The sequence below is a fragment of the Bifidobacterium sp. AGR2158 genome (assembly GCF_000424225.1).
GTDB classification, from domain to species: Bacteria; Actinomycetota; Actinomycetes; order Actinomycetales; family Bifidobacteriaceae; genus Bifidobacterium; species Bifidobacterium anseris.
On sequence record NZ_AUJM01000011.1, the window covers coordinates 382908 to 402515 of the forward strand.

The 19608-nt window shown below is 64.2% G+C and carries 18 protein-coding genes; 6 read left to right on the forward strand and 12 right to left on the reverse strand.

Annotated features, from left to right (window positions below; translation table 11 throughout):
• Positions 1–52 precede the first annotated feature (52 nt).
• Positions 53–1066: a UDP-glucose 4-epimerase GalE gene (gene galE / locus G606_RS0102000; RefSeq protein ID WP_026644584.1), complete on the forward strand. Its 1014-nt coding sequence runs from the start codon at positions 53–55 to the stop codon at positions 1064–1066.
• Between the two features lie 106 nt (positions 1067–1172).
• Here galE and G606_RS0102005 read toward each other — a convergent pair whose 3' ends face one another.
• From G606_RS0102005 to G606_RS0102015, 3 genes are all read right to left on the reverse strand, one after another.
• The gene (locus tag G606_RS0102005; protein ID WP_034523358.1) at positions 1173–1691 is read right to left on the reverse strand and encodes a low molecular weight protein-tyrosine-phosphatase; all 519 of its coding nucleotides are present in this window, start codon (positions 1689–1691) and stop codon (positions 1173–1175) included.
• A 56-nt stretch (positions 1692–1747) separates the two neighbouring features.
• Complete coding sequence (locus tag G606_RS0102010) at positions 1748–2440, reverse strand: dihydrofolate reductase (protein WP_026644586.1); 693 nt, start codon at positions 2438–2440, stop codon at positions 1748–1750.
• 80 nt (positions 2441–2520) lie between these two features.
• The gene (locus tag G606_RS0102015; protein WP_196799991.1) at positions 2521–3321 is read right to left on the reverse strand and encodes a thymidylate synthase; all 801 of its coding nucleotides are present in this window, start codon (positions 3319–3321) and stop codon (positions 2521–2523) included.
• A gap of 221 nt (positions 3322–3542) precedes the next feature.
• Here G606_RS0102015 and G606_RS0102020 point away from each other — a divergent pair, with 221 nt between their 5' ends.
• Positions 3543–3956: an OsmC family protein gene (locus G606_RS0102020; protein WP_026644588.1), complete on the forward strand. Its 414-nt coding sequence runs from the start codon at positions 3543–3545 to the stop codon at positions 3954–3956.
• A 93-nt stretch (positions 3957–4049) separates the two neighbouring features.
• Here G606_RS0102020 and G606_RS0102025 read toward each other — a convergent pair whose 3' ends face one another.
• From G606_RS0102025 to G606_RS0102035, 3 genes are all read right to left on the reverse strand, one after another.
• A complete protein-coding gene (locus G606_RS0102025) occupies positions 4050–5096 on the reverse strand; it encodes a universal stress protein (protein ID WP_034523362.1) in 1047 nt (348 codons plus the stop codon).
• A gap of 443 nt (positions 5097–5539) precedes the next feature.
• Positions 5540–6331, reverse strand: coding sequence for a C40 family peptidase (locus tag G606_RS0102030; protein WP_026644590.1), 792 nt, complete (start codon positions 6329–6331; stop codon positions 5540–5542).
• Between the two features lie 229 nt (positions 6332–6560).
• Positions 6561–7499, reverse strand: coding sequence for a CHAP domain-containing protein (locus G606_RS0102035; RefSeq protein WP_026644591.1), 939 nt, complete (start codon positions 7497–7499; stop codon positions 6561–6563).
• A gap of 508 nt (positions 7500–8007) precedes the next feature.
• Here G606_RS0102035 and serC point away from each other — a divergent pair.
• A complete protein-coding gene (serC, locus tag G606_RS0102040; RefSeq protein WP_026644592.1) occupies positions 8008–9147 on the forward strand; it encodes a phosphoserine transaminase in 1140 nt (379 codons plus the stop codon).
• 71 nt (positions 9148–9218) lie between these two features.
• On the opposite strand, the gene manA is transcribed toward serC, so the two are convergent.
• Positions 9219–10583 carry a mannose-6-phosphate isomerase, class I gene (manA, locus tag G606_RS0102045; RefSeq protein ID WP_026644593.1) on the reverse strand — a complete coding sequence of 455 codons (1365 nt, stop codon included), beginning with the start codon at positions 10581–10583 and terminating at the stop codon, positions 9219–9221.
• Between the two features lie 135 nt (positions 10584–10718).
• On the opposite strand from manA, the gene G606_RS0102050 reads away from it, so the two are divergent.
• Positions 10719–10979, forward strand: coding sequence for a hypothetical protein (locus tag G606_RS0102050; protein WP_026644594.1), 261 nt, complete (start codon positions 10719–10721; stop codon positions 10977–10979).
• 21 nt (positions 10980–11000) lie between these two features.
• Here the strand turns inward: G606_RS0102050 and G606_RS0102055 are convergent, their stop codons facing one another.
• Complete coding sequence (locus tag G606_RS0102055) at positions 11001–12278, reverse strand: sensor histidine kinase (protein WP_026644595.1); 1278 nt, start codon at positions 12276–12278, stop codon at positions 11001–11003.
• Positions 12279–12405: 127 nt separating this feature from the next.
• Here G606_RS0102055 and phoU point away from each other — a divergent pair, with 127 nt between their 5' ends.
• Positions 12406–13086 (forward strand): phosphate signaling complex protein PhoU, encoded by a 681-nt coding sequence (phoU, locus tag G606_RS0102060; protein WP_026644596.1) that lies wholly within the window; start codon positions 12406–12408, stop codon positions 13084–13086.
• Between the two features lie 102 nt (positions 13087–13188).
• Here phoU and G606_RS0102065 read toward each other — a convergent pair whose 3' ends face one another.
• Together G606_RS0102065 and G606_RS09535 are read right to left on the reverse strand one after the other, a co-directional pair.
• Positions 13189–14172 (reverse strand): zinc-binding dehydrogenase, encoded by a 984-nt coding sequence (locus tag G606_RS0102065; protein WP_034523523.1) that lies wholly within the window; start codon positions 14170–14172, stop codon positions 13189–13191.
• A gap of 8 nt (positions 14173–14180) precedes the next feature.
• Positions 14181–16310 (reverse strand): oleate hydratase, encoded by a 2130-nt coding sequence (locus G606_RS09535; RefSeq protein ID WP_051198338.1) that lies wholly within the window; start codon positions 16308–16310, stop codon positions 14181–14183.
• A 477-nt stretch (positions 16311–16787) separates the two neighbouring features.
• Here G606_RS09535 and G606_RS0102075 point away from each other — a divergent pair, with 477 nt between their 5' ends.
• Positions 16788–18143, forward strand: a complete 1356-nt coding sequence (locus G606_RS0102075; RefSeq protein ID WP_026644598.1) for a 3'-5' exonuclease — start codon at positions 16788–16790, stop codon at positions 18141–18143.
• Here G606_RS0102075 and G606_RS0102080 read toward each other — a convergent pair whose 3' ends face one another.
• Complete coding sequence (locus G606_RS0102080) at positions 18144–18620, reverse strand: hypothetical protein (RefSeq protein WP_026644599.1); 477 nt, start codon at positions 18618–18620, stop codon at positions 18144–18146.
• A 12-nt stretch (positions 18621–18632) separates the two neighbouring features.
• Positions 18633–19493, reverse strand: a complete 861-nt coding sequence (locus G606_RS11375; RefSeq protein ID WP_231371378.1) for an NADPH-dependent F420 reductase — start codon at positions 19491–19493, stop codon at positions 18633–18635.
• Positions 19494–19608: the final 115 nt, after the last annotated feature.

Consider the following 19608-nt stretch of genomic DNA (forward strand, 5'->3'; position numbering starts at 1 on the left):
ACAAAAAAAGTACCAATATCGTGATGTTCTACCTGTCGAAGGAAGGCTCAACATGACTGTTCTTGTCACTGGCGGCTGCGGCTACATCGGCGCGCACGTCGTCCACGCGCTGCACGAGGCCGGAGAGGACGTCGTCGTCGTCGACGACCTCAGCTACGGCAAGCCGGACCGCATCGGCGGGGCACATCTCTACGGCATGGATATCGCCGCGCCAGGCGCCGGCGAACGTCTCGCCGAAATTATGAAGGCGGAGGACGTCGACGCCGTCATCCACTTCGCTGCGCGCAAGCAGGTCGGCGAATCCGTCGAAAAGCCGCTGTGGTACTACCAGCAGAACATCAACGGCATGCTCAACGTGCTCGAAGGCATGAAGGAGGCGGGCGTGCACAAGCTCGTCTTCTCCTCCTCCGCCGCCACCTACGGCGAGCCGCCGGTCGACGTCGTCCCCGAGGACGTCGAACCGATGATCCCGATCAACCCCTACGGCCAGACGAAGCTCTTCGGCGAGTGGATGGCGCGCGCCTGCGAACAGCCCTACGGCATCCGCTTCTGCGGCCTGCGCTACTTCAACGTGGCCGGCTGCGGCCCCGTCGAGCTCGAAGATCCGGCGATCCTCAACCTCATCCCGATGCTGTTCGACCGTCTCAAGCAAGGCAAGGCGCCCGCGATCTTCGGCGACGACTACCCAACGCCGGACGGCACGTGCATCCGCGACTACATCCACGTCTCCGACCTCGCCGACGCGCATCTCGCAGCGCTCAAGTACCTCGACCGCGACGAGCGCAAGTACGACGTCTTCAACGTCGGCACCGGCGAAGGCACGTCGGTGCGTCAGATCGTCGACGAAGTGAAGAAGGTCACCGGTCTGCCGTTCAAGGAGACGGTCATGGCACGCCGCGCCGGCGATCCGCCGCAGCTCATCGGCTCCCCGAAGCGCATCAACGAGGAGATGGGCTGGCATGCGCGCTACGACGTCGACGACATCGTCGAGTCGGCGTGGAACGCATGGCAGGCGAATCCGGAGCACCACATCGACGTCGAAACGTGGAAGCAGCAGGACGCCTGATTCAGCCGGGTATCGGCACAGTAGACGAACGAAGCCGGGCGGCGCACGAAGAATCGTGCACCGCCCGGCTTCGTCATCGGCGCCGTTTATGTTCGCGGCGGGATGCTCAGCGTCGCTCGTTGTCGAGCTGCTGCTCGACGTAGTCGGCGATGTGCGGGGCGACCTCCTCGATCTGGTCGATCGCAGTCTCGAACTCGCGCATGCCGCCGTACCACGGATCAACGAGATCAATCTCGCCTTCGCGGCCCGGTTGCGGATCGGGCAGCGCCGGGTCGAAGCTACGGTACATGTGTACGTCGCTGCGCTTGCTCAGCGGCAGCATGTGCATCAGCGCATTCATATGGGAAGCGGTCATCGGCAGAAACAGGTCAGTGTCGTCAATCTCCTGCCGCGTGATACGATGCGCGAAATGCTGCGCCGGAATCTCGTAGCCGCGCTCCTTGAGCACCTTGACGGCGCGACGGTCGATCGGATTGCCGTACTCCTCGTCGCTGACGCCGCTCGATTCGACACGCACACGGTCGGACAGACCGCGCTTGGCGAACTCATAACGAAGGATGATCTCCCCCATCGGCGAACGGCAGATGTTGCCGGTGCACACGGTCATGACGGTGTATGGCTTCATCTCTGTCCTCTTCACGTTCCTATCCCTCACATCGGCCGCTTCGACGGCCGTTCATCTCATTCGGTTGGTGTTTCCTCGCTCGCACGCTGATTCTCAAGCGTCACGTAACGGTAGCCACGGATGCCGCCGTCGGCATGTTCCGGACGCATCCAATCGGTGCGTTCTATGATCTCCCAGTCACCGGAGCGCAACGCCTTGTCCAAGTCGGGAGCGTAGGTGTCCGCGTCCACCTCGGCGTCGATCTGCGTCAGATAGATCTTCGACGCGATCGGCAGCATCTGTTCGAAGAGCTGCGCGCCGCCAATGACCCAGATCTCGCTGCGGTCGAGGCCGTCGTCGGGGATTGCCTCCTGACGGGCCAGATCGAGCGCCTCCTCGACGTCGCACACGACGGTCGCACCCGGCGCCCGGAATCCGCGGTCATGCGTGAGCACGATGTTGTCGCGGTTTGGCAGCGGACGGAACTTCGGGTTGAGCGACTGCCAGGTCCTGCGCCCCATGATGACGGGATGCGAGACGGTGAGCGCCTTGAAGCGGCGAAGATCCTCGGGAAGATGCCAGGGCATCGTCCCCTTGTATCCGATGGCGCCTGAACGACCGTCCTTGTCGTTCGCCTGCGCCCAGATCAGATTGATCGAGAAGGTCTTGGCGTAGTCGTCACCCCAGTCATCCTCGAACTCATTTTCGGTAGGCCCGGCAAGACCGGGCACGGGTTCGTGATAGCCACTGCGGCTACTATCATGCTCCATTTCGTCTCCTTGAACGTAAGTAACCGGGTCACCAGTCTATGCAATCCCGACGACGCCCGGCCCCGCTGCGGCGGCGAGGCTCAGACGGCGATCGGCGCCTTGATCGTCGGATGGTATCGGTAGTCGACGATCGTGAAGTCGTCGTAGTCGTAGTCGAACAGCGAATCGGCCTTGCGGATCTCGAGACGCGGATACGGATACGGTTCGCGCGACAGCTGCTCGAGCACCTGATCGACATGGTTGTCGTAGATGTGACAGTCGCCGCCGGTCCAGACGAACTCGCCCGGCTCAAGCCCCGCCTGCTGCGCCATCATCATCGTCAGCAGCGAATAGCTCGCGATGTTGAACGGCACACCAAGGAACATGTCGCACGAACGCTGGTACAGCTGGCAGCTAAGACGGCCGTCGGCGACGTAGAACTGGAACAGCGCATGGCACGGCGGCAGCGCCATATGCTCGACCTCGGCCGGATTCCATGCGCTGACGACCATGCGACGCGAGTCGGGGTCGTTGCGGATCAGGTCAAGCACGTTCGAGATCTGGTCGATCGTGCGGTTCGGATCCTCGGGGGTCGGCGCGGGCCAGCTGCGCCACTGCACGCCGTAGACCGGGCCGAGGTCGCCATTCTCGTCGGCCCACTCGTCCCAGATGTGCACGTTGTGCTCCTGCAGCCAACGCACGTTGCTCGACCCCTTGAGGAACCACAGCAGCTCGTAGGCGATGCCTTTGAAGAACACGCGCTTCGTCGTCAGCAGGGGGAAGCCCTTCGCCAGATCGAAGCGCATCTGCTGGCCGAACAGCGAGATCGTGCCAGTGCCGGTGCGGTCGTTCTTGAGGTTGCCCTCCATCAGGATCCTGCGCAGCAGGTCCTCGTACGGCATCGGGATGTCGGTGTGCGGGCGCGACGGCACGTCCTGTTCACGGATTCGCTGAAGGTCTTGCTGAGTCAATGGCATGGTTGGCCATGATAACCGCAACTTCTGACCTTCCATTCCCGCGCGGCCGCGGCGCCGGAGCCGCCACGGCGACACGGCGGGGCATGGACGCACCTAGAATGTGCTTGACCAAGGCCAGCGGCAACCGCCGCGGAAAAGAGGTACATATGAGCAAGCGACTGTGGGTCGAGAAGAACAAGGACGGCTCGTGGGACGCGTTCAGCGACGACGGCGCCCACATCAAGTTCGGCCATGACCGCGGCCAGTTCACGCCGGGAGATCTAGTGAAGATCGCGCTCGCCGGCTGCGCGGCGCTGTCGAGCGAATTCGCGATCGAGCACGCGCTCGGCGAAGGCCACGGCGCGAAAATCGTCGTCGACGGCACCTACGACGCCGACAACGACTCCTACATCAACTTCAACGAGCAGGTCATGATCGACGCAACCGACGCCGACCTGAGCGAAGAGGACGTCGAGAAGCTCAAGAAGCGCGTCAAGGCGCACATCGAGAAGGGCTGCACCGTCATGCACACCTATGAGCAGGAGACGCCGGTGCGCATGGACATCGAAGTACGCCGCTGAGCGCGTCCGCATACGCATACGACGAACGAAAGGGCGGCCGCTGCACCTCGCGGGTGCGGCGGCCGCCCTTTCGTCGATCAGTCGATTAATCAATCAGTCGTTCTGCTTGTCGTCGTGGTAGTCGGCGGCCTTCGGATCGATCTTTATCTCGATCTGCCGCTCGACATCTTCGTCGGCGCGGTCGACCGGCACTTCGGTGACGAGTTCGTCGAGCGTGACGGTCGCCGTGGGCTCACCCTCCCGCTCGGCGCGCTGCTCCTCGGCTTCGACGAACTTGCGCGGCACGACGAGCACCGGCGAGACCGAATGCTGCAGCAGCCCCTGGCTCGTCGAGTTGAACAGCAGGCCGGTGAAGCCGCCGCGGCCGCACGAGCCGACGACGACGATGTCATGGTCGCGGCTCGCCTTCGTCAGCGTTTCGACGGCGTTGCCGGCGACGATGTTCTTGCGCACGTTGAGCTCCGGATACTTCGCGAGGATCGGCTTGAGTCGCGCGTCGAGCTCGTCCTCGAACTTGCCGCGCACTTCGTCGTCGGCGAGGTTCGTGCTCGACGGCACGACGGTGATCACGTCGAGCTGCGCGCCCCACGAATGCGCGAACTGTGCGGCGAGCTCGAGCGCGCGGATGCCCCACTTCGTGTCGTCGGAGCCGACCGCGACCTTCGTGATGACGTTGTTGAGATGCATCAGGTTGCCCTTGTCGTCGGTGTACGGCACGACGACGATCGGGCAGTACGCGTAGGCCGGCAGGCTCGAGCTCGTCGTGCCGAGCAGGCGTTCGGCGAGGCCGCCCTTGCCGCGGTTGCCGATGACGATGAGGTTGTAGTTACGCGACAGCTCGACGAAGACCGACGACGGATCACCGGTCACGATGAGCGTCTGCGCGTCGACGCCCTGCTCGTCGGCGATCGCCTTCGCCTTCGACAGAATCTCCTGCGCGTCGTTGTGTGCGGCGTTGTCGTCCCCCATCGCCGTGTACGTTGCGTCGAAGGAAACGGCGGCGTAGCTCGGCAGCGAATATGCGCACACAATCTGCAGGCTCAGCCCGACGTGCTTCGCATAGTTGGCGGCCCACCACGTCGCCTTGTAGCTCGCGTGCGACCCGTCGACGCCCACCAAAATCGTGTTGTCGTTCACCATCAGAGACCTCCTTGCCCAGCACAACCTTCTCTTCGGTTGGTTTCCACGTTCAAGAATACCGTGGTTTTCCATCGGCACCTACCTTATCAGCCGAAAAGCCACCCCTCGTTACGCGTGCTCCGCGCGCGAGACAGCTTCTCCCCTGCTTGGTGCGGGTCACTTCGTCGCCCCGATCGACAACCCGACCCACAAATCAGCCCTTCCGCGGGCAGCTCCCTCGAGCCGGCCGACAATCCGACCCGCAACAGACCGTTCCATCGACGCGGTCAACGATCCGACCCGCAAATCAGCCTCTCCGCGGGCAGCTCCCTCGAACCGATCGACAATCCGACCCGCGAACCAACACCCAACCCGCGGAAGAATCGCCCCACCAAACAAAAACGAGGGCGCACGGTTCCGGAGAACCGCGCACCCTCGAGAAAAGTGAAATGTGGGGATTGGGATTACAGCACGCGACGGATGGAGTAGCCGCCCGAGAAGACGGCGAGGCTCGTGATCTGCGTACCCTGGGCAGGATTGAGCGCGTTGACGACCATGCCGTTGCCGACATAGATCGCGGCGTGCATGCCGTTGGCGATGATGTCGCCCGGCTGTGCCTGCGCAAGGCTCGGCACGGCGGTGCCGACAGTGGCCTGAGCGCCCGACGTGCGCGGCAGCGAGATGCCGAACTGGCCGAACACCCACATGACGAAGCCGGAGCAGTCCCAGCCGGCGGGCGTTGTGCCACCCGCGACATACGGCGCTCCGACGTACTTCGATGCGAAGTCGGCGATGGCCTGTCCGTTCTTGCTCGTCGGCACGGGTACGCTCGGCGTTTCGGGCTGCGCGGCCGGCGCCTCTTCGACGACCGGTTCACGTTCCTGGCTGCGGCTCGCAGCGGCCTCGGCCTGTTCACGTGCGGCGGCTTCGGCCTGCTGACGCGCAGCCTCCGCTTCCGCCTGCTTGCGTGCTTCTTCCTCTTCCTTGGCCTTCTGTTCGGCCTCCTTCTCCGCGGTCGACTTGGTCTGAGGAACATTCATGCTCTCCAGGCCACCCCAGTTGGAGTCCTCGTCGACGTTCGTGGAGGTGGCTTCGGCGAAGAAGTTGGTCTTCGCCGTGTTTACTTTGGGGAATGAGCGTGTCGAGACGACGTAATTCGAACTCGACGCTGCATCATCTGCGACAGCCGCAGGCGCACCCACAAGCAGGGATGCGGCGAGTGCTGCAGCGGTAGTAATCGAAATAGCACGTTTCATCTTTTTCATCACCCTCTACGCTAGCACATGCTCGACGCGCCGTTCAGGGGACGACTTCTCGAAACTTATTGCCGTCACTTGCGACACGCCGAATGCAATCGTTATCTCAATCTTTGATGATATAGCGCGGTTTTTCGCTTCGTACGCCATGATCGACGCATATGCAACCGATGTCACCCCACTGCGACGACGCCGGAAGGGTGACGTCGGCGAGGCGTGGACGTCGGCGTCAGTAATGGATATAGGTGAAGGTCTTCGCCTGCTCGGCCGTGAATTCGCGCTGGGAGATGACGCCGAGACCCTCGACGTTCGATTCGGAGATGCGGATCGACCCGTCTGGATTGACGGCTTCGACGATTGCGACGTGGCCGTAGTAGCCATGCGCGCCTTCCTGACCGGGGGCGAACACGAGCACATCGCCGACGGCGCGCGCCTGATTGTCGACCCAGTAGCCGAGCGCCTGCGCCGAGGCACCCCAGCTGCGCGCGTCACCGAAGTGGGATCCGGTGCTCAGGCCGAGCTGATGGCGACGCTCGTACGACCACCACGTGCACTGTCCCCACGGGTAGGCGTTGCCGGTGTCGCCGGTCGCGTGATTCGCATCGAAGCCTGCCGGCAGCTGCTCCTCGTCCTTGTCGACGAGTTTCGAGACTTTGTCGTTGTACGCCTTCGCGGTCGTCAGCGATGCCGTGTCCTTGACGGCGTTCGTCTCGCCGAGGTTCCAGTTGCCGGTGACCGCCGTCGATTCCTGACCATCGATCGCTTCACGCACGTCCGAACGGGAGGCGCCGGCGTCGGTGACGCGCGCGATGTCGAGCGTCTGCGTCGTCTCGGTGCCTTCGGCGAGCGGCAGCATCTCGTCGTCCGTCTTCATGAAGGCCATCGACGTGGCCGCCGTGCCGACGAGCGCCGCGAGCGACGCGGACGCGAGGATCGTGTTGCGGCGCTGCGCGGCTCGCGCGGACTCACGGATCGAGCGACGCGTCAACGGCGCCACCTCATTGAGTTTGCGTGCAAGCGCCGGATCGAGGCCGTCCACTTCGCCGCCAGCGGCTTTGCTGGCGTAGACCGATTCGGCGGAATGCGCACCGTGCTTCGTGGTAAACAGGGACTTCGTCAGGGCTATAGCGCCTGCACCCTTGCGGGTCGCGTGGGCAGCATGCCTCATACGTAAATCACTCCTTATTCAACGTTGCTCAACTGCGTGCACGGCGTGCGTGCGTTCGACTCACAAAAATTCAGGGTACATCATCAAAATGCCAAACCGTGACGCTTCCGCGTTTCCACGGACACCGCCGACCGATGGCACGATTCGTCAAAACCGTGTCGGCAGTAAGCGATTCCGCCTTTCCCCTAAGCGAATATCAACCCATCAAATCTTCACATTTCAAAGTCGCTCCACCACATGTCCCACACATATCCCCGTCTACCGATGCACATCTCCCACACCTATGCCCGTACGCGTGCATACATGTACAGAGAACTGCCCATCCACCCCGTCACCTGTCTCATCCGTGTCCAGATCCGTCGGCGACGTCAACGAACCTACCCATAACGTCCCGATCCGTTGCCCCAGTCGACCAACCAACCCACAACCGACCCACAACATCCACGCCGATGTCCACCAAGCGCCCCGCACGCCGCTGTTTTCCTTTGCTATGGCTACGCTGGGAGCCATGGACACAATCACGATTCCGCAGTCAATGCTTCCCGAGGACGCCCGTTTCGGCTCCGGCCCGAGCAAGATCCGCCCAGAGCAGATCGAGGCCCTCGACCGTGCCGCACTCACCGTGCTCGGCACCTCCCACCGTCAGGCCCCCGTCAAGGACATCGTCGGCTCGATCCGTGAGGGCCTCGCGTCCTTCTTCTCGATTCCTGACGGCTACGAGGTCGTGCTCGGCAACGGCGGCGCGAGCGCGTTCTGGGACATCATCTGCGCATCGCTGATCACGCGTCAGGCCGCCTGCGGCGTCTACGGCTCGTTCAGCGGCAAGATGGCCGCGTCGGTCGAGTCGGCGCCGTTCCTCGAGCCGCCGATTCTGTTCGAAAGCGAACCGGGCACCTATTGCGTCCCCGAGCGCACCGAATACGTGGACACCTACTGCTGGGCGCAAAACGAGACGTCAACGGGCGTGCAGGCCCCCGTCTACCGCATCGACGGCTCGCGCGAGCAGGGTGCGCTCATCTGCATCGACGCGACGAGCGCGGCCGGCGCGATCCCGGTGGATGTCTCGCAGACCGACGCCTATTACTTCTCCCCGCAGAAGGCCTTCGGCTCCGAGGGCGGCCTGTGGGTGGCGCTCCTCTCTCCTGCCGCGATTGAACGCGCTGAGGGCGTGCGCCGCAGCGCGGGCCTCGAGGGTGCGCGCCGCTGGATTCCGCCGTTCCTGTCACTGACGTCGGCGATCGACAATTCGCGCAAGAACCAGACGCTCAACACGCCGGCGCTCGTGACGCTCGTGCTGCTCAACGAGCAGGTGCGTTGGCTCAACGAGAACGGCGGCCTGCCGTGGGCGTCGGCACGCTGCCGCCGTTCGTCGGACATCGTCTACCATTGGACCGAGCATTCCTCCTATGCGCGTCCCTTCGTCACCGACCCGGCCGCGCGTTCGCAGTCGGTCGTCACCGTCGATCTCGACGAGTCGGTGCCGGCGGCGAACGTCATCGCCGCGCTGCGCGACAACGGCATCGTCGATGTCTCCGGTTACCGCAAGCTCGGCCGCAACCAGCTGCGCATCGGCGTGTTCCCGTCCGTCGAGCCTTCGGACGTCGAGGCGCTCGTGCATTGCATCGATTACGTCGTCGAACGGCTCTAGTCGCACCCTGAAATCGCCGATGCCTCACGAAACGCCGGTGTTTCGTGAGGCATCGGCGATTTGTGGGTGGCTTAGAACGGCGTCGACGCCATCAGATACGAGCCCGATTCGCCGCCGACGCGCACCCAGCCGTCGGCGGCCGGGATGAACACGGCCTCCCCCTGACGCAGCGTGCGCGTGCCGGTCTCGGTCGTGCAGACGACCTCCCCCTGCGTGCACAGCAGCACGCGCGGTCCGGCGTGCGGCACGACGCCGCGGCCGCGCACCTGCTGCACGAGCGCGTCGTAGCGCACGGCGAGCCGGTCGACGATCGGCCACGGCTCACCGGCGCCGACGTGGCCGTAGGCGAGCACGTATTCGTTGACGCCGGGCTTGTAGAACACGACGTCGCGCATGAGCAGCGCGCCAAGCCGCGCATCGGAGGGGTTGACGGGCGTCGATGGCCGGCAGTCGACACATTGCAGCAGGTTGGGGATGTCCTTGTGCTTGACGGTCATACCGGCGCGCAACACGTTGTCCGAATTCGTCATGATCTCGGCGCCGGTACCGTATATATAGGCGTGCGGCACGCCGGTCGGCAGGAACACCGATTCGCCTTCGTCAAGCCGCACCGGGTTCATCATCAGCAGCGCGAGCACGCTCGTGTCGCCGGGGAACGCACGTGCGGCGCGCAGCGCGAAGTCGAAGGCCATCGCGTTGCGTGCATGCGGCGCCTGCGCGGCCGCCTGCATCAGATCGTCGATGAGTTCGTCCGGATCGCTCGCGTCGGCCGTGACCGCCGTGTGGAACGCACGGAAGATGCGTTTGCGTGATTCCGGCCAGACCGTCGCGGCGACCGGCATCATCGCGTCGGCCTGTGCGAAGACGGTGAGGGAGTCGTCGCCGCGCCGGCCCCCGGATGCGAAGGCCTGCGCCATGCGCTGCGCGACCGGCGAACGCAGCAGCTGCAGATTGCGCAGCGCGAAGCTGTGCGCTGCGAAGCCGACCGAGGCGAGGAATGGCTCGAGCGCGACGACCATCTCGCTTTTCGCGTTCATGTCCTTGAATGAGCGTTCCGGCGCGTCGAGGGCGATACCGTGCCGATTTTCCATGTTGAAGCCCGCGCGCGCCTGGAAATCGACCGGATGCACCTGCAGCGACAGCGGTTCGTCGGCGGCGATCGTCTTGAACAGGAACGGCAGTTCGGGGCCGAATTCGGCGACGCCGCGCGCGCCGACCATCGCATCGGGGTCGCCGGCGATCATGTCGGTGAGCGCCACCGGACGCGTCACGCCGTCGTCCGGCACGTCGATTATCGATGGCGACTGCGCATGTCCGCTGAACCACATTTCGGCGAGCGGTCCCTGCGCGTCGGCGCCATCCAGATGGAACATCCGCTGCAGGCTGTCGCGCGATCCCCACGCGTAGCGTTTGGGCACCGGGTGGATCGTGTACACGCGCGTTCCTTTCTGCCGTCCGTCCGAACGCCCCCATTGTACGCGATTGCCTTGGGCGCCGGCGCGCCCCACACCGCGCGAATCAGCCCTGAGAATGACTTCGCCGTGTCCCCACCTGTATTAAGGTTGAGGTTTATGAAGTTTGCCCCGATCATCGATCCGCATGCCCGGCGTCCCATGCCGAAACCGGTGCAGGTGGATCTTCGCAAGGCATTCATCTTCGGCATCATCCTGTGGACGCTTGCGCTCATCATATGCGCCTGCTGCTGGTATTTCGGCCATATCCGCTGGTTCCAGATGGCCATGTTCATCTGCGCGCTCGGTGTGCTCATCGGCGTCGCGCTGCTCATCTGGGAGCATTTCGACCGTTCCGACTACCGCCGTCTCGGCCAGTGAGGCGCCGTCCGACGCGCCCGCCTACTGTGCTTTCGCCATCGGCAGCACGAGGCTGAAGGTGCTGCCCTGCCCCGGCCGGCTCCACACCTGCACGCTGCCGTGGTGCGTCAGCGCGACGTGCTTGACGATCGCCAGTCCGAGACCTGCGCCGTCGCCCGTCCTGCCGTTCTGGTTGCGCCCGCGGTAGAACCGTTCGAAGATCCGCTGCTGTTCGTCCTCCCCGATGCCGCATCCTCTGTCGATGACGCGGATGACGGCGTCGCGTCCGTCGCGGCTCGCGCGCACGTCGACGCTGACGGTCGCCCCGCCTGGCGAGTATCGCAGCGCGTTGTCGAGCAGCTTGCCGATCGCGGCGCGGATCTGCGCGCTTTCGCCGTGCACGACGAGCGTGTCGTCGCCGCGCACGATGATGCGCTGCCCGTGTTCGGCGGCGAGCGGCCGCGCGACATCGACGGCCGCCTGTACTTCGGCGAGCACGTGCAACGTGTTGGCGGCGGTCGGCTCGATCTGCTCCTGCGCTTTGATGAGCAGCATAAGGTCGCCGATCATATGGTCGATGTAGCCGATCGTGCGGCGCACGTTGCGCGCGTCGCGCGCGATCTGCGCTTCGTCGAGGCCGCCCTTCTCGAGCGTCGCCGCCAAATGCTTGAGTTCGTCGCTCGGCTGCACGAGGCGTTCCGAGACGTTCGTGATGAAATCGTCACGCACCTGCGCGAAGCGCACGGCTTCGCTGACGTCGTCAAGCAGCACGACGACGAGTCCTTCCGAGATCCTGCCGACGGTGACGTTGAGCCAGTTCGGCCTGCTCACCGTGCTGATGCTCGGCCGACCGTCGTCGTCGGTGACGTCGGCGAAGCGGCGCGGCGTGCGCGTCATCAGCTCGAGCGTGCGCCGGCCGCCGTGTTCGCGCACGTCGCGGATCGCCTCGGCGATCGGCACCGACACGATCGCGTCGTCATCGACTACGCCGAGGCGGTAGGCGTCCGGGTTCGCGCGCACGACCTCGTCCGTCTCGTCGACGACGACCGCGGCGGCGGGGATCATCGTCAGCAGCGCCGCCGTCGAATCCTGCAGATCGTCGTCGGCGTCGTCGTCATCGTCGTCGGCGTCGCGCTTCCTTCTGCCCCCGCGCCACCGCGACCAAACGTCGCTGATGCGTTCCGACAGCGGCATGCCGTCACTCGCACGCGTGAACAGCGGCGTGAGCAGATCGACGAGCAGGATCCCCAATCCGATGAGCGCGCCGATGGCGAACAACGCGAAGGCCGCGGCGATGATGGCGGACGTTTCGATATGCATACCGCTATTGTGGCACACCATCGCGCCGGATGCGGGCTCACGGTTGGCTTCGGCCGGCGCGTCCCTTACACTGGTGACACGGCAGGCCGCCGCAGGAAGGCGCGGCCGATGAACGAAAGGCGGGAAGATGCGCGTTATCTTCAATGAGGGGCTCAAGGCCGTCGCGGACGACCTCGATCATATGGTGCGCAACGTGCGCGACGCGATCCACGGTGCGGGGGCGGCGCTGCTCAGCCAGGATCTCGACGCCGCGCAGAAGGTCATCGACGACGATGCCGCGACCGATGCGCTGTCCACGTCGATCGTCGACCAGTGCGTCGAGCTGCTGGCGCGGCAGAACCCGGTCGCTACCGATCTGCGTGTCGTCGTCTCGACGATGCGGCTCGCGATCACCTTCGAACGCATGGGCGATCTGGCGCGACACATCGCCGAGGCCGCGCGCCGCACCTATCCGGATTCGCCGCTGCCGGCGAACGCCATCGATCTGTTCGCGCAGATGCAGGACTTCCTCGATGTGACCGCCGACCGTCTCGTGACGATGCTCGCCGACCGCGACACGCACACGGCCGACGAGATCATCCATGACGACGACCAGCTCGACGAGCTGCATCGCAAGACGCTGATGCTCGCGCAGTCCGAGGATTTCCAGGGCACGAACCAGCAGCTCATCAACGTCGTGCTCATCGGACGCTTCATGGAGCGTCTCGGCGACCATTCGGTCTCCGCCGCGCGCCGCGTCGTGTTCATCGTCTCCGGCTTCGACCCGTCGAAGGAGCCGGCGCGTGACGAAGGCACCGATATCGACTGATTGACGTCGCTGCGCGCCGCCCACACCGTTGTGGACGGCGCGTGCAAGTTGTCCCCAGATCCGTTGTGGATACTGGGGACAACTTGTATTTGTGTTCGCCGATCAGCGATTGACGTCGACGACGAGCTTGCCGGTGACGCGATGCTCGGCGAGCGAACGCAGCCCCTCGACGAGGTCGGCGAACGGCAGCACGCCGGTGACGAGCGGATCGAGTTCGCCCTGCGAGACCATCGACAGCACGTCCGAAGCCATCGTACCCAGATCATGCTGCTCAATCGGATTGCCGGAGGCGTGCGCGCCGCCGAGGTTGACGACGTCGATGCTCAGGCCGCGCCCGAACATCTGCCCTGCCGAGATCTGCGGCACGTCGACGATCGTGACGAGCTGGCCGTTGTAGGCGAGCCGTTCGAGGTCGCGCTGCGCCTCCGCGGCGCTGACAGTGTCGACGATGAGGTCGGCGCCGAGGCCTCCGGTCAGTTCGCGGATGCGCGCATCGACGTCCTCGGTGCGGTAGTCGATGACCACGTCCGGCCGCACATGTTCGCGCACGAAGTCGACATTGCGCGTCGAACATGTCGTGAACACGGTGACACCGTGCATCTTCGCGAGCTGCGCGGCAATGCCTCCGACCGCTCCGGAGCCGCCGTGCACGAGCGCGGTGCGCACAAGATTGAGGTTCGGCTTGCGGTTGATCGTCTGGTAGGCGGTGAGCGCGCCGCACAGCAGCCCGGCGGCGGTCGTGTACGGCACGTCGTCCGGGATGAGCGCGAGTTCGTACTCCGGCGCGCTCACGTATTCGGCGAAGCAGCCGTTGCGGCGCAGGTCGCCGTGTCCGGCGACGCGCATGCCGACCTCCCACGTGTCCTCGACGCCTTCGCCGATCGCGACGATTTCGCCGGCGACGTCGAGGCCGAGGATATGCGGATACGTCCAGTCCGGTTCGCCGCCTTCGGCGAGCTTATAGTCGACCGGGTTGAGGCCGGCCGCGTGCACCTTGACGAGCACGTGGCCCGGTTCTGCGACCGGCTCAGGCACGTCGGCGAGCGTGATTGCGTCGATGCCGAGTCGGTCGGGACCGGAAATCACATACGCCTTCACTTCGTCGACTCCGGCGCCGTGAAGTGCTCCTCAGCCTCGGGCTTGTCGGAACCGGCAGGCTGCGGGTCGACGCTTTCCTCGGCCGGCGTGATCGCGGCCGTGGCCTCGACGGCGGCCTTGTCAGGGAAGGCGGCCTTCTCGGCGTCCTTTGCCTCCTTCATCAGACGCTCCTCGTCGGCCTGACTGAACGACATGTCGAAGCGCATGCCCGGCTTCATGTCCACCGGATGCTGCGGGTCGGCGATCGCGCCGAATGTCTTGAGCATCTCGTAGATGTAGGTGCCCTTCGTGCGGTTGAGCGCGACCTCGATCGCCTTGCGTTCGATGCCGTTGCGGCCGAAGGCCGTCAGCGGCTCGCCATCGCGCAGCTTGACGGCCGCGTTGAGCATGTCGCGCACGTCGTATTCGCTGTTCCACACCTCGGGCACGCCGCGATCGACGTCGCACAGCGTGTAGACGGCCTCCATGCCGGTGCGCATCGAATATTCGGTCGTGAAGATCGTGTCGCGCGGCTCCTCGGCGAACTGGCCGATGAACGCGAAGTTGACGGCGCCGTCGGGCACGACGTCCGGGCGGTCGCCGAGTTCGCGCGGCATGAAGAACGCGTCGACGTACGGCATCATGACCGGGATCGTGTTGCAGTGCTTCGAGGCGAGCTCGTGGATGCGGTCGGTCGGCACGCCCAGATGGTAGAGCCATTCCTCGCAGATCTCCTCGCCCGTGCAGTCCTGCATCTTCTTACGGATGTAGTTGCCCGGGTTGTCCGGCAGCAGCGCGTCGATCCAGACGCTGATCTGGTCAGCCGGCTGGTCGCGGAACTGCTGCTGGCGGTTAATCGTCCAGCTCATCAGCCAGTTGGAGTCCTCGACACTGACGATGCCGCCGGTCACCGTGTGGCCGCCGAAGGGCGAACGTCCGGTGATCTTCTCGATGTATGGGATGATCTCATCGTCGAGCGTCGTCGCGGTCGCGCTCATCCACTTCGTCAGGTTCGGGTCGTAGATGAACTTCTCCGGGTGGCCGAAGCTCGGGTCGACGGCGGCGATGCGGTTCCACGTGTCCCAGCCGTTGCCCGGCTTGAGCGACGGGTCGAAGCCGGCCGGCGTGTTCTGGTTGCCTTCGGTCGTCGATTCGACGAGGCCGCCGTTCGTGATGAAGACGAAATCGTCCTCGGTGAGTTCAATCGTCTTGCGTTCGTTGTTCTTCAGGTCGGTGATGACAAGCGTCTTGGCGACCTTCTTGTTCGGCGTCGAGTACGGATTGCGCGGGAAGGCGCCGTTCTCGGCCTGCGCGCGGGCGATCTCGTCCATCGCGACGTTCGTGAACTCGCGCTTGGGTCCCATCTCGGTCTCGCTGACCTCGAAGGTCACGTCGTCGACCGAGGTCTGCATATGGAACTGCACGCCGTGCGCCTTCAGATAGTTCATCAGCGGCAGGATCATCGACTCGTACTGGTTGTAGCGGGTGAAACGCAGCGCCGAGAAGTCCGGCAGACCGCCGATGTGGTGGATGAAGCGGTGGATGTAGCGGTGCATCTCGAGCGCCGACTGCCAGTTCTCGAACGCGAACATCGTGCGCCAGTACAGCCAGAAGTTCGAGTTGAGCACCTCGTCGTCGAAGTAGTCGGTGATCTTCTTGTTCGCCAGCTCGTCCTCGGTGGCCAGATACAGCTTGAGGATCTCCATGACGGCCTTGTCGGACAGGCCGAACTTGCGGTCGGTGCGCGCGTCCTGGCCGCGGCCCTTTGTGGCGCGGCACTTCGAGAAGTTCGGGTCCTCCTTGTTGAGCCAATAGTAGTAGTCAAGCATCGAGACATGCTCATCCTCGATGCTCGGCACGTCGCGGTAGACGTCCCACATGACCTCGAAGTGGTTGTCCATCTCGCGGCCGCCGCGCATCACATAGCCTTCGCCCTTGATGAACGCACCGTCGAGCGCGCCGCCCGGCAGCACGTCCTTGTCGAAGACGTGGATGTTCTTGCCCGGCATCTGCGCGTCGCGCACGAGATAGAACGCGGACGTCAGCGCCGCCAGTCCGGTGCCGATGATGTAGGCGCTCTTGTGCTCGACGCCCTCGGGCTTCCTTGGATGGGCGAACGCCTCGAAATTGCCTGCCGAATAGTACATGGTTCCTCCTTCGCGCGGTTCGTTCCACGACGGTTGCTGATTCACGCGTCATCTTGCCGACGCTCCGTCTCCTATTGTCCGTCTATTCCCTCTCGCCGTGTGGAATCTATGCTGTTAGCAAGGTTGCCGGCCTTTTCTCGCCAAAGTGCAGCATGCACGACCGCACTCGCGCGCCGCTCCCCCTCATCCTTCACCCCTCTTCTTCCTCCTCTCTTCACCTCCCTTCCCTCCTGCCCATCTTCGCACAACTCGGTATTTCGTCCGTATTCTTGAGTTGTGCTTTTTCGATTCACGCACAACTCAAGAGAACATGCAGATTCCTCGAGTTGTGCGAACAAAACCAGCGGATGCTCAATCAACAAGCACGCACAACTCGAGAATACGGTCGAAATATCGAGTTGTGCACGACCACACACCCGCGCACGGGAGGCTGCGGGTAGGCTGGATACAGTCAATCAACCAGTCGAGGAGTCAGCAATGGAATTCAGGAACATCATCGCGCGCACGGATGCGGGATTCGCATATTTCGAGCGACTCGCGAGCGCCACGCAGGCGGATGCGGACGTGTGGGCGCGCGCAGTCGGCGGCGCGTCGGTGTTCCTCACCGACGATCTGCTCAACCTCGGTGTGGACGTGCGCGATGTGCTCACGGTCGTGTCCAACGAACCGCTGCGCATCTCAATCGAAGGCCAGCCGATGCAGAACGCCGCCGACCCGCTCCACGCCGACGCGGAACAGCTGTATGCGCAGACGTTCCGACGTTGGCATCAGAGCGCCTCACTCGCGCACACGATGGAGCGCGTGTGGTACGCTGCACGCACGCCGGCGGACATGGATGCATTGCCGAGCGCTGATGCGCTCCGTCTGCTCACTTGGCAGCTGCGCGATGCGCACGACGAGCTCGACTGGCTCGCGCGCGAAGTCGGCGAGGAGACCGCCGCGCGCATCCGCGAGTCGGTCACCGGACCGCAGCCGCCGCGCACGCCGTACACGAAGCAGCCGATGCCACGGTTCAAGCCGTGGGAGATGCGCAAGCCATGGCTGATCTACGAGGAGATCGCCGAACTGCAGAACCGCGACGTGCAGGATGTGCGCACCGCCGTCGAACACCGCGTGAGCGACGGCATGACGCTCGAGGAGTCGCTCGTCACCGAGTACGGCGCGCACCCGACCGCCGGCGTGCTCGTCGGAATCGATCTGGAGACGACGGGACTCTCGCCGGCGTCCGACTACATCGTGGACGCCGGCTGGGAGCGGTTCGACATGACCGGCGGCCGCGGATTCGACGCGCACCGCGAGCAGTACGGCGTGAGTATAGAGCGCGCGGCTCTCGGACTGCGTGAGGCCACCGTCGAACTCAACGGCATCACCGCGGAGTCGCTCGCCGGACTCGTGCCGTTCCAGGAGGACCTCGCTGCGCAGCGCGAGGTGATGGACGCGCTTTCCGGCGCGGTCATGGTGGCGCACAACGCGAATTTCGAGAAGAAGTTCCTCACCGGCAACTGCGCGGGGTTCGCGGAGGCAGTGCGCGCGGGAGACATCCGGATTCTCGACTCGCGCAAGGTGGGCGTGCACAGCGACGACTACCGGTTCCGCGGATTCCGGCTCGACGACTACGCGCGCAGATACGGCGCGCTGGGTGATGACCGCGAGCGCGCGGTGGCCGACGCGGACGGCGAACCGCTCGCGCTCGACCAGGGCGCGAGCGAGCGGCACCTCGGGCTCGAGGACGCGCACATCATGATGCGCGCGATGTTCAACCAGCAGAAGGCTCTTCATGACCGGTATCTCGCCGGCGAGCCGGTCATGAAGGACGACGTGAGCGAGGAGTGACTACTTCGTCTTCGTTGACGTCTTCGTTGACTTGGGCGGCCGCACTGATCCGCGCTTGATTGTGAGCGGCAGTTCCTTGAGGTCGTCGTACGCGAGCGTCATCGCCGCGGTGACTCTGTCTTTGTCGAGTCCGCGTTCGCTGATGACCTCGTCGAGCGCACCCGCGTAGTCCCGCTTGAATCGGTCGTTGATTGACTTCCAGTCGACGTCCCTGAACTGTTCAGAGAGCGAGCCGTCGAGCGGAAGCCGACCCCGCAGCATGAGCACGGCGATGATCGGGTAGCCGGCGTAACCCTGCCAGTAGGTGGCGTTGTCGTTGGACGTGTACGTGTCGCCGTCGAACGTGACGGTGTACGTCTTCGCCTCGTTGGAGGACTCGACGAGCGCGCGGCCAGCGTCGGGCTCGAGCCGGACATGGCCGTCCGCGATGGCCGTCCACGCTTCGGGAATCTTCTCGATCGGTGGCAGTTTGGTCATGGTCGTCACCGCTCACTTGACCATGCGGAAGCCGCCGTCGAAGCCGATCTGCTTCGCGAACATCATGCGCAGCTGCAGGCGGCCGAGCGCCTCCATGTCGCGCGCCTCAGCGATGTCGCCGGCGTCGATGACCTCGAGCGGGCTGCCGTCGAGCGCCTTGGCGAGCGACTTCTTGGCGGCGTCGCTGTCACCGGCCATGAGCACCTGCGCGGGCTTGCCGTCGGCCATCGTGCCCGCGTTCAGGCTGACCGCGGTCGTCGTGTTGAACGCCTTGATGATGTCCGCGTCCGGAATCCTCATCTTGAGCTGGAGTGACGCAGACATGTCCGCGGGAAGGAGCAGCTTGAAGGTCTCGAAGTCGATCGGGTTGGTCGCGTCGACGATGATCCGCGAGTTCAGCTGGTCGCGGTAGCGGTCGGTGATGTCGTCGAACGCCTGGTACGGGACGCCGAGCACGACGATGTCGCCAAGCGTTACACCTTCTCGTGGGTGATGTACTGCACGGTGTTGCCGGCGAGCTCGAAGTTCTTGCCGACTGCGGTGGCGAGATTGCCGTGGCCGAAGATCGTGATGTTCATGGGCGCCTCCTTGGGTGCGCTGTGCGCTGATGTTCTGGCTGACTGAGGCACAATATAGGTCATGTGCGCGGGAGTGGGTGGCGGAATGCTCTGTGGGCTGCAAGGAATGAATCGTAGTATGGCATGTTCTGGCGGCTGATTGATCGGCAGATGTCGCGCACAACGGCGAATTACGGGCGTATTTCGCCGTTGTGCATTCTGCAGTCCTCGGAGGGGCGTCAATCTGCGCTGTTTTTGCGCGGTTCTGATTTATTTTGTTTGATTCTAATTCTATTTCTGACTGACATGTTCGCATTTGTGTGATATTCTCAATCCATCTCGGAAGCCCGCGCGCACAACGGCGAAATACGCTCGTATTTCGCCGTTGTGCGTGATCCTCGTCATGCGCAGGATGTCGACTCGGCGCCGGA

Bases quoted from the DNA above. Each gene is read 5' to 3' on its own strand.
- galE (WP_026644584.1), top strand. From the start codon at position 53: ATGACTGTTCTTGTCACTGGCGGCTGCGGCTACATCGGCGCGCACGTC.
- G606_RS0102005 (WP_034523358.1), bottom strand. From the start codon at position 1,691: ATGAAGCCATACACCGTCATGACCGTGTGCACCGGCAACATCTGCCGT.
- G606_RS0102010 (WP_026644586.1), bottom strand. From the start codon at position 2,440: ATGGAGCATGATAGTAGCCGCAGTGGCTATCACGAACCCGTGCCCGGT.
- G606_RS0102015 (WP_196799991.1), bottom strand. From the start codon at position 3,321: ATGCCGTACGAGGACCTGCTGCGCAGGATCCTGATGGAGGGCAACCTC.
- G606_RS0102020 (WP_026644588.1), top strand. From the start codon at position 3,543: ATGAGCAAGCGACTGTGGGTCGAGAAGAACAAGGACGGCTCGTGGGAC.
- G606_RS0102025 (WP_034523362.1), bottom strand. From the start codon at position 5,096: ATGGTGAACGACAACACGATTTTGGTGGGCGTCGACGGGTCGCACGCG.
- G606_RS0102030 (WP_026644590.1), bottom strand. From the start codon at position 6,331: ATGAAACGTGCTATTTCGATTACTACCGCTGCAGCACTCGCCGCATCC.
- G606_RS0102035 (WP_026644591.1), bottom strand. From the start codon at position 7,499: ATGAGGCATGCTGCCCACGCGACCCGCAAGGGTGCAGGCGCTATAGCC.
- serC (WP_026644592.1), top strand. From the start codon at position 8,008: ATGGACACAATCACGATTCCGCAGTCAATGCTTCCCGAGGACGCCCGT.
- G606_RS0102050 (WP_026644594.1), top strand. From the start codon at position 10,719: ATGAAGTTTGCCCCGATCATCGATCCGCATGCCCGGCGTCCCATGCCG.
- G606_RS0102055 (WP_026644595.1), bottom strand. From the start codon at position 12,278: ATGCATATCGAAACGTCCGCCATCATCGCCGCGGCCTTCGCGTTGTTC.
- phoU (WP_026644596.1), top strand. From the start codon at position 12,406: ATGCGCGTTATCTTCAATGAGGGGCTCAAGGCCGTCGCGGACGACCTC.
- G606_RS09535 (WP_051198338.1), bottom strand. From the start codon at position 16,310: ATGTACTATTCGGCAGGCAATTTCGAGGCGTTCGCCCATCCAAGGAAG.
- G606_RS0102075 (WP_026644598.1), top strand. From the start codon at position 16,788: ATGGAATTCAGGAACATCATCGCGCGCACGGATGCGGGATTCGCATAT.
- G606_RS0102080 (WP_026644599.1), bottom strand. From the start codon at position 18,620: ATGACCAAACTGCCACCGATCGAGAAGATTCCCGAAGCGTGGACGGCC.
- G606_RS11375 (WP_231371378.1), bottom strand. From the start codon at position 19,493: ATGCGAACATGTCAGTCAGAAATAGAATTAGAATCAAACAAAATAAAT.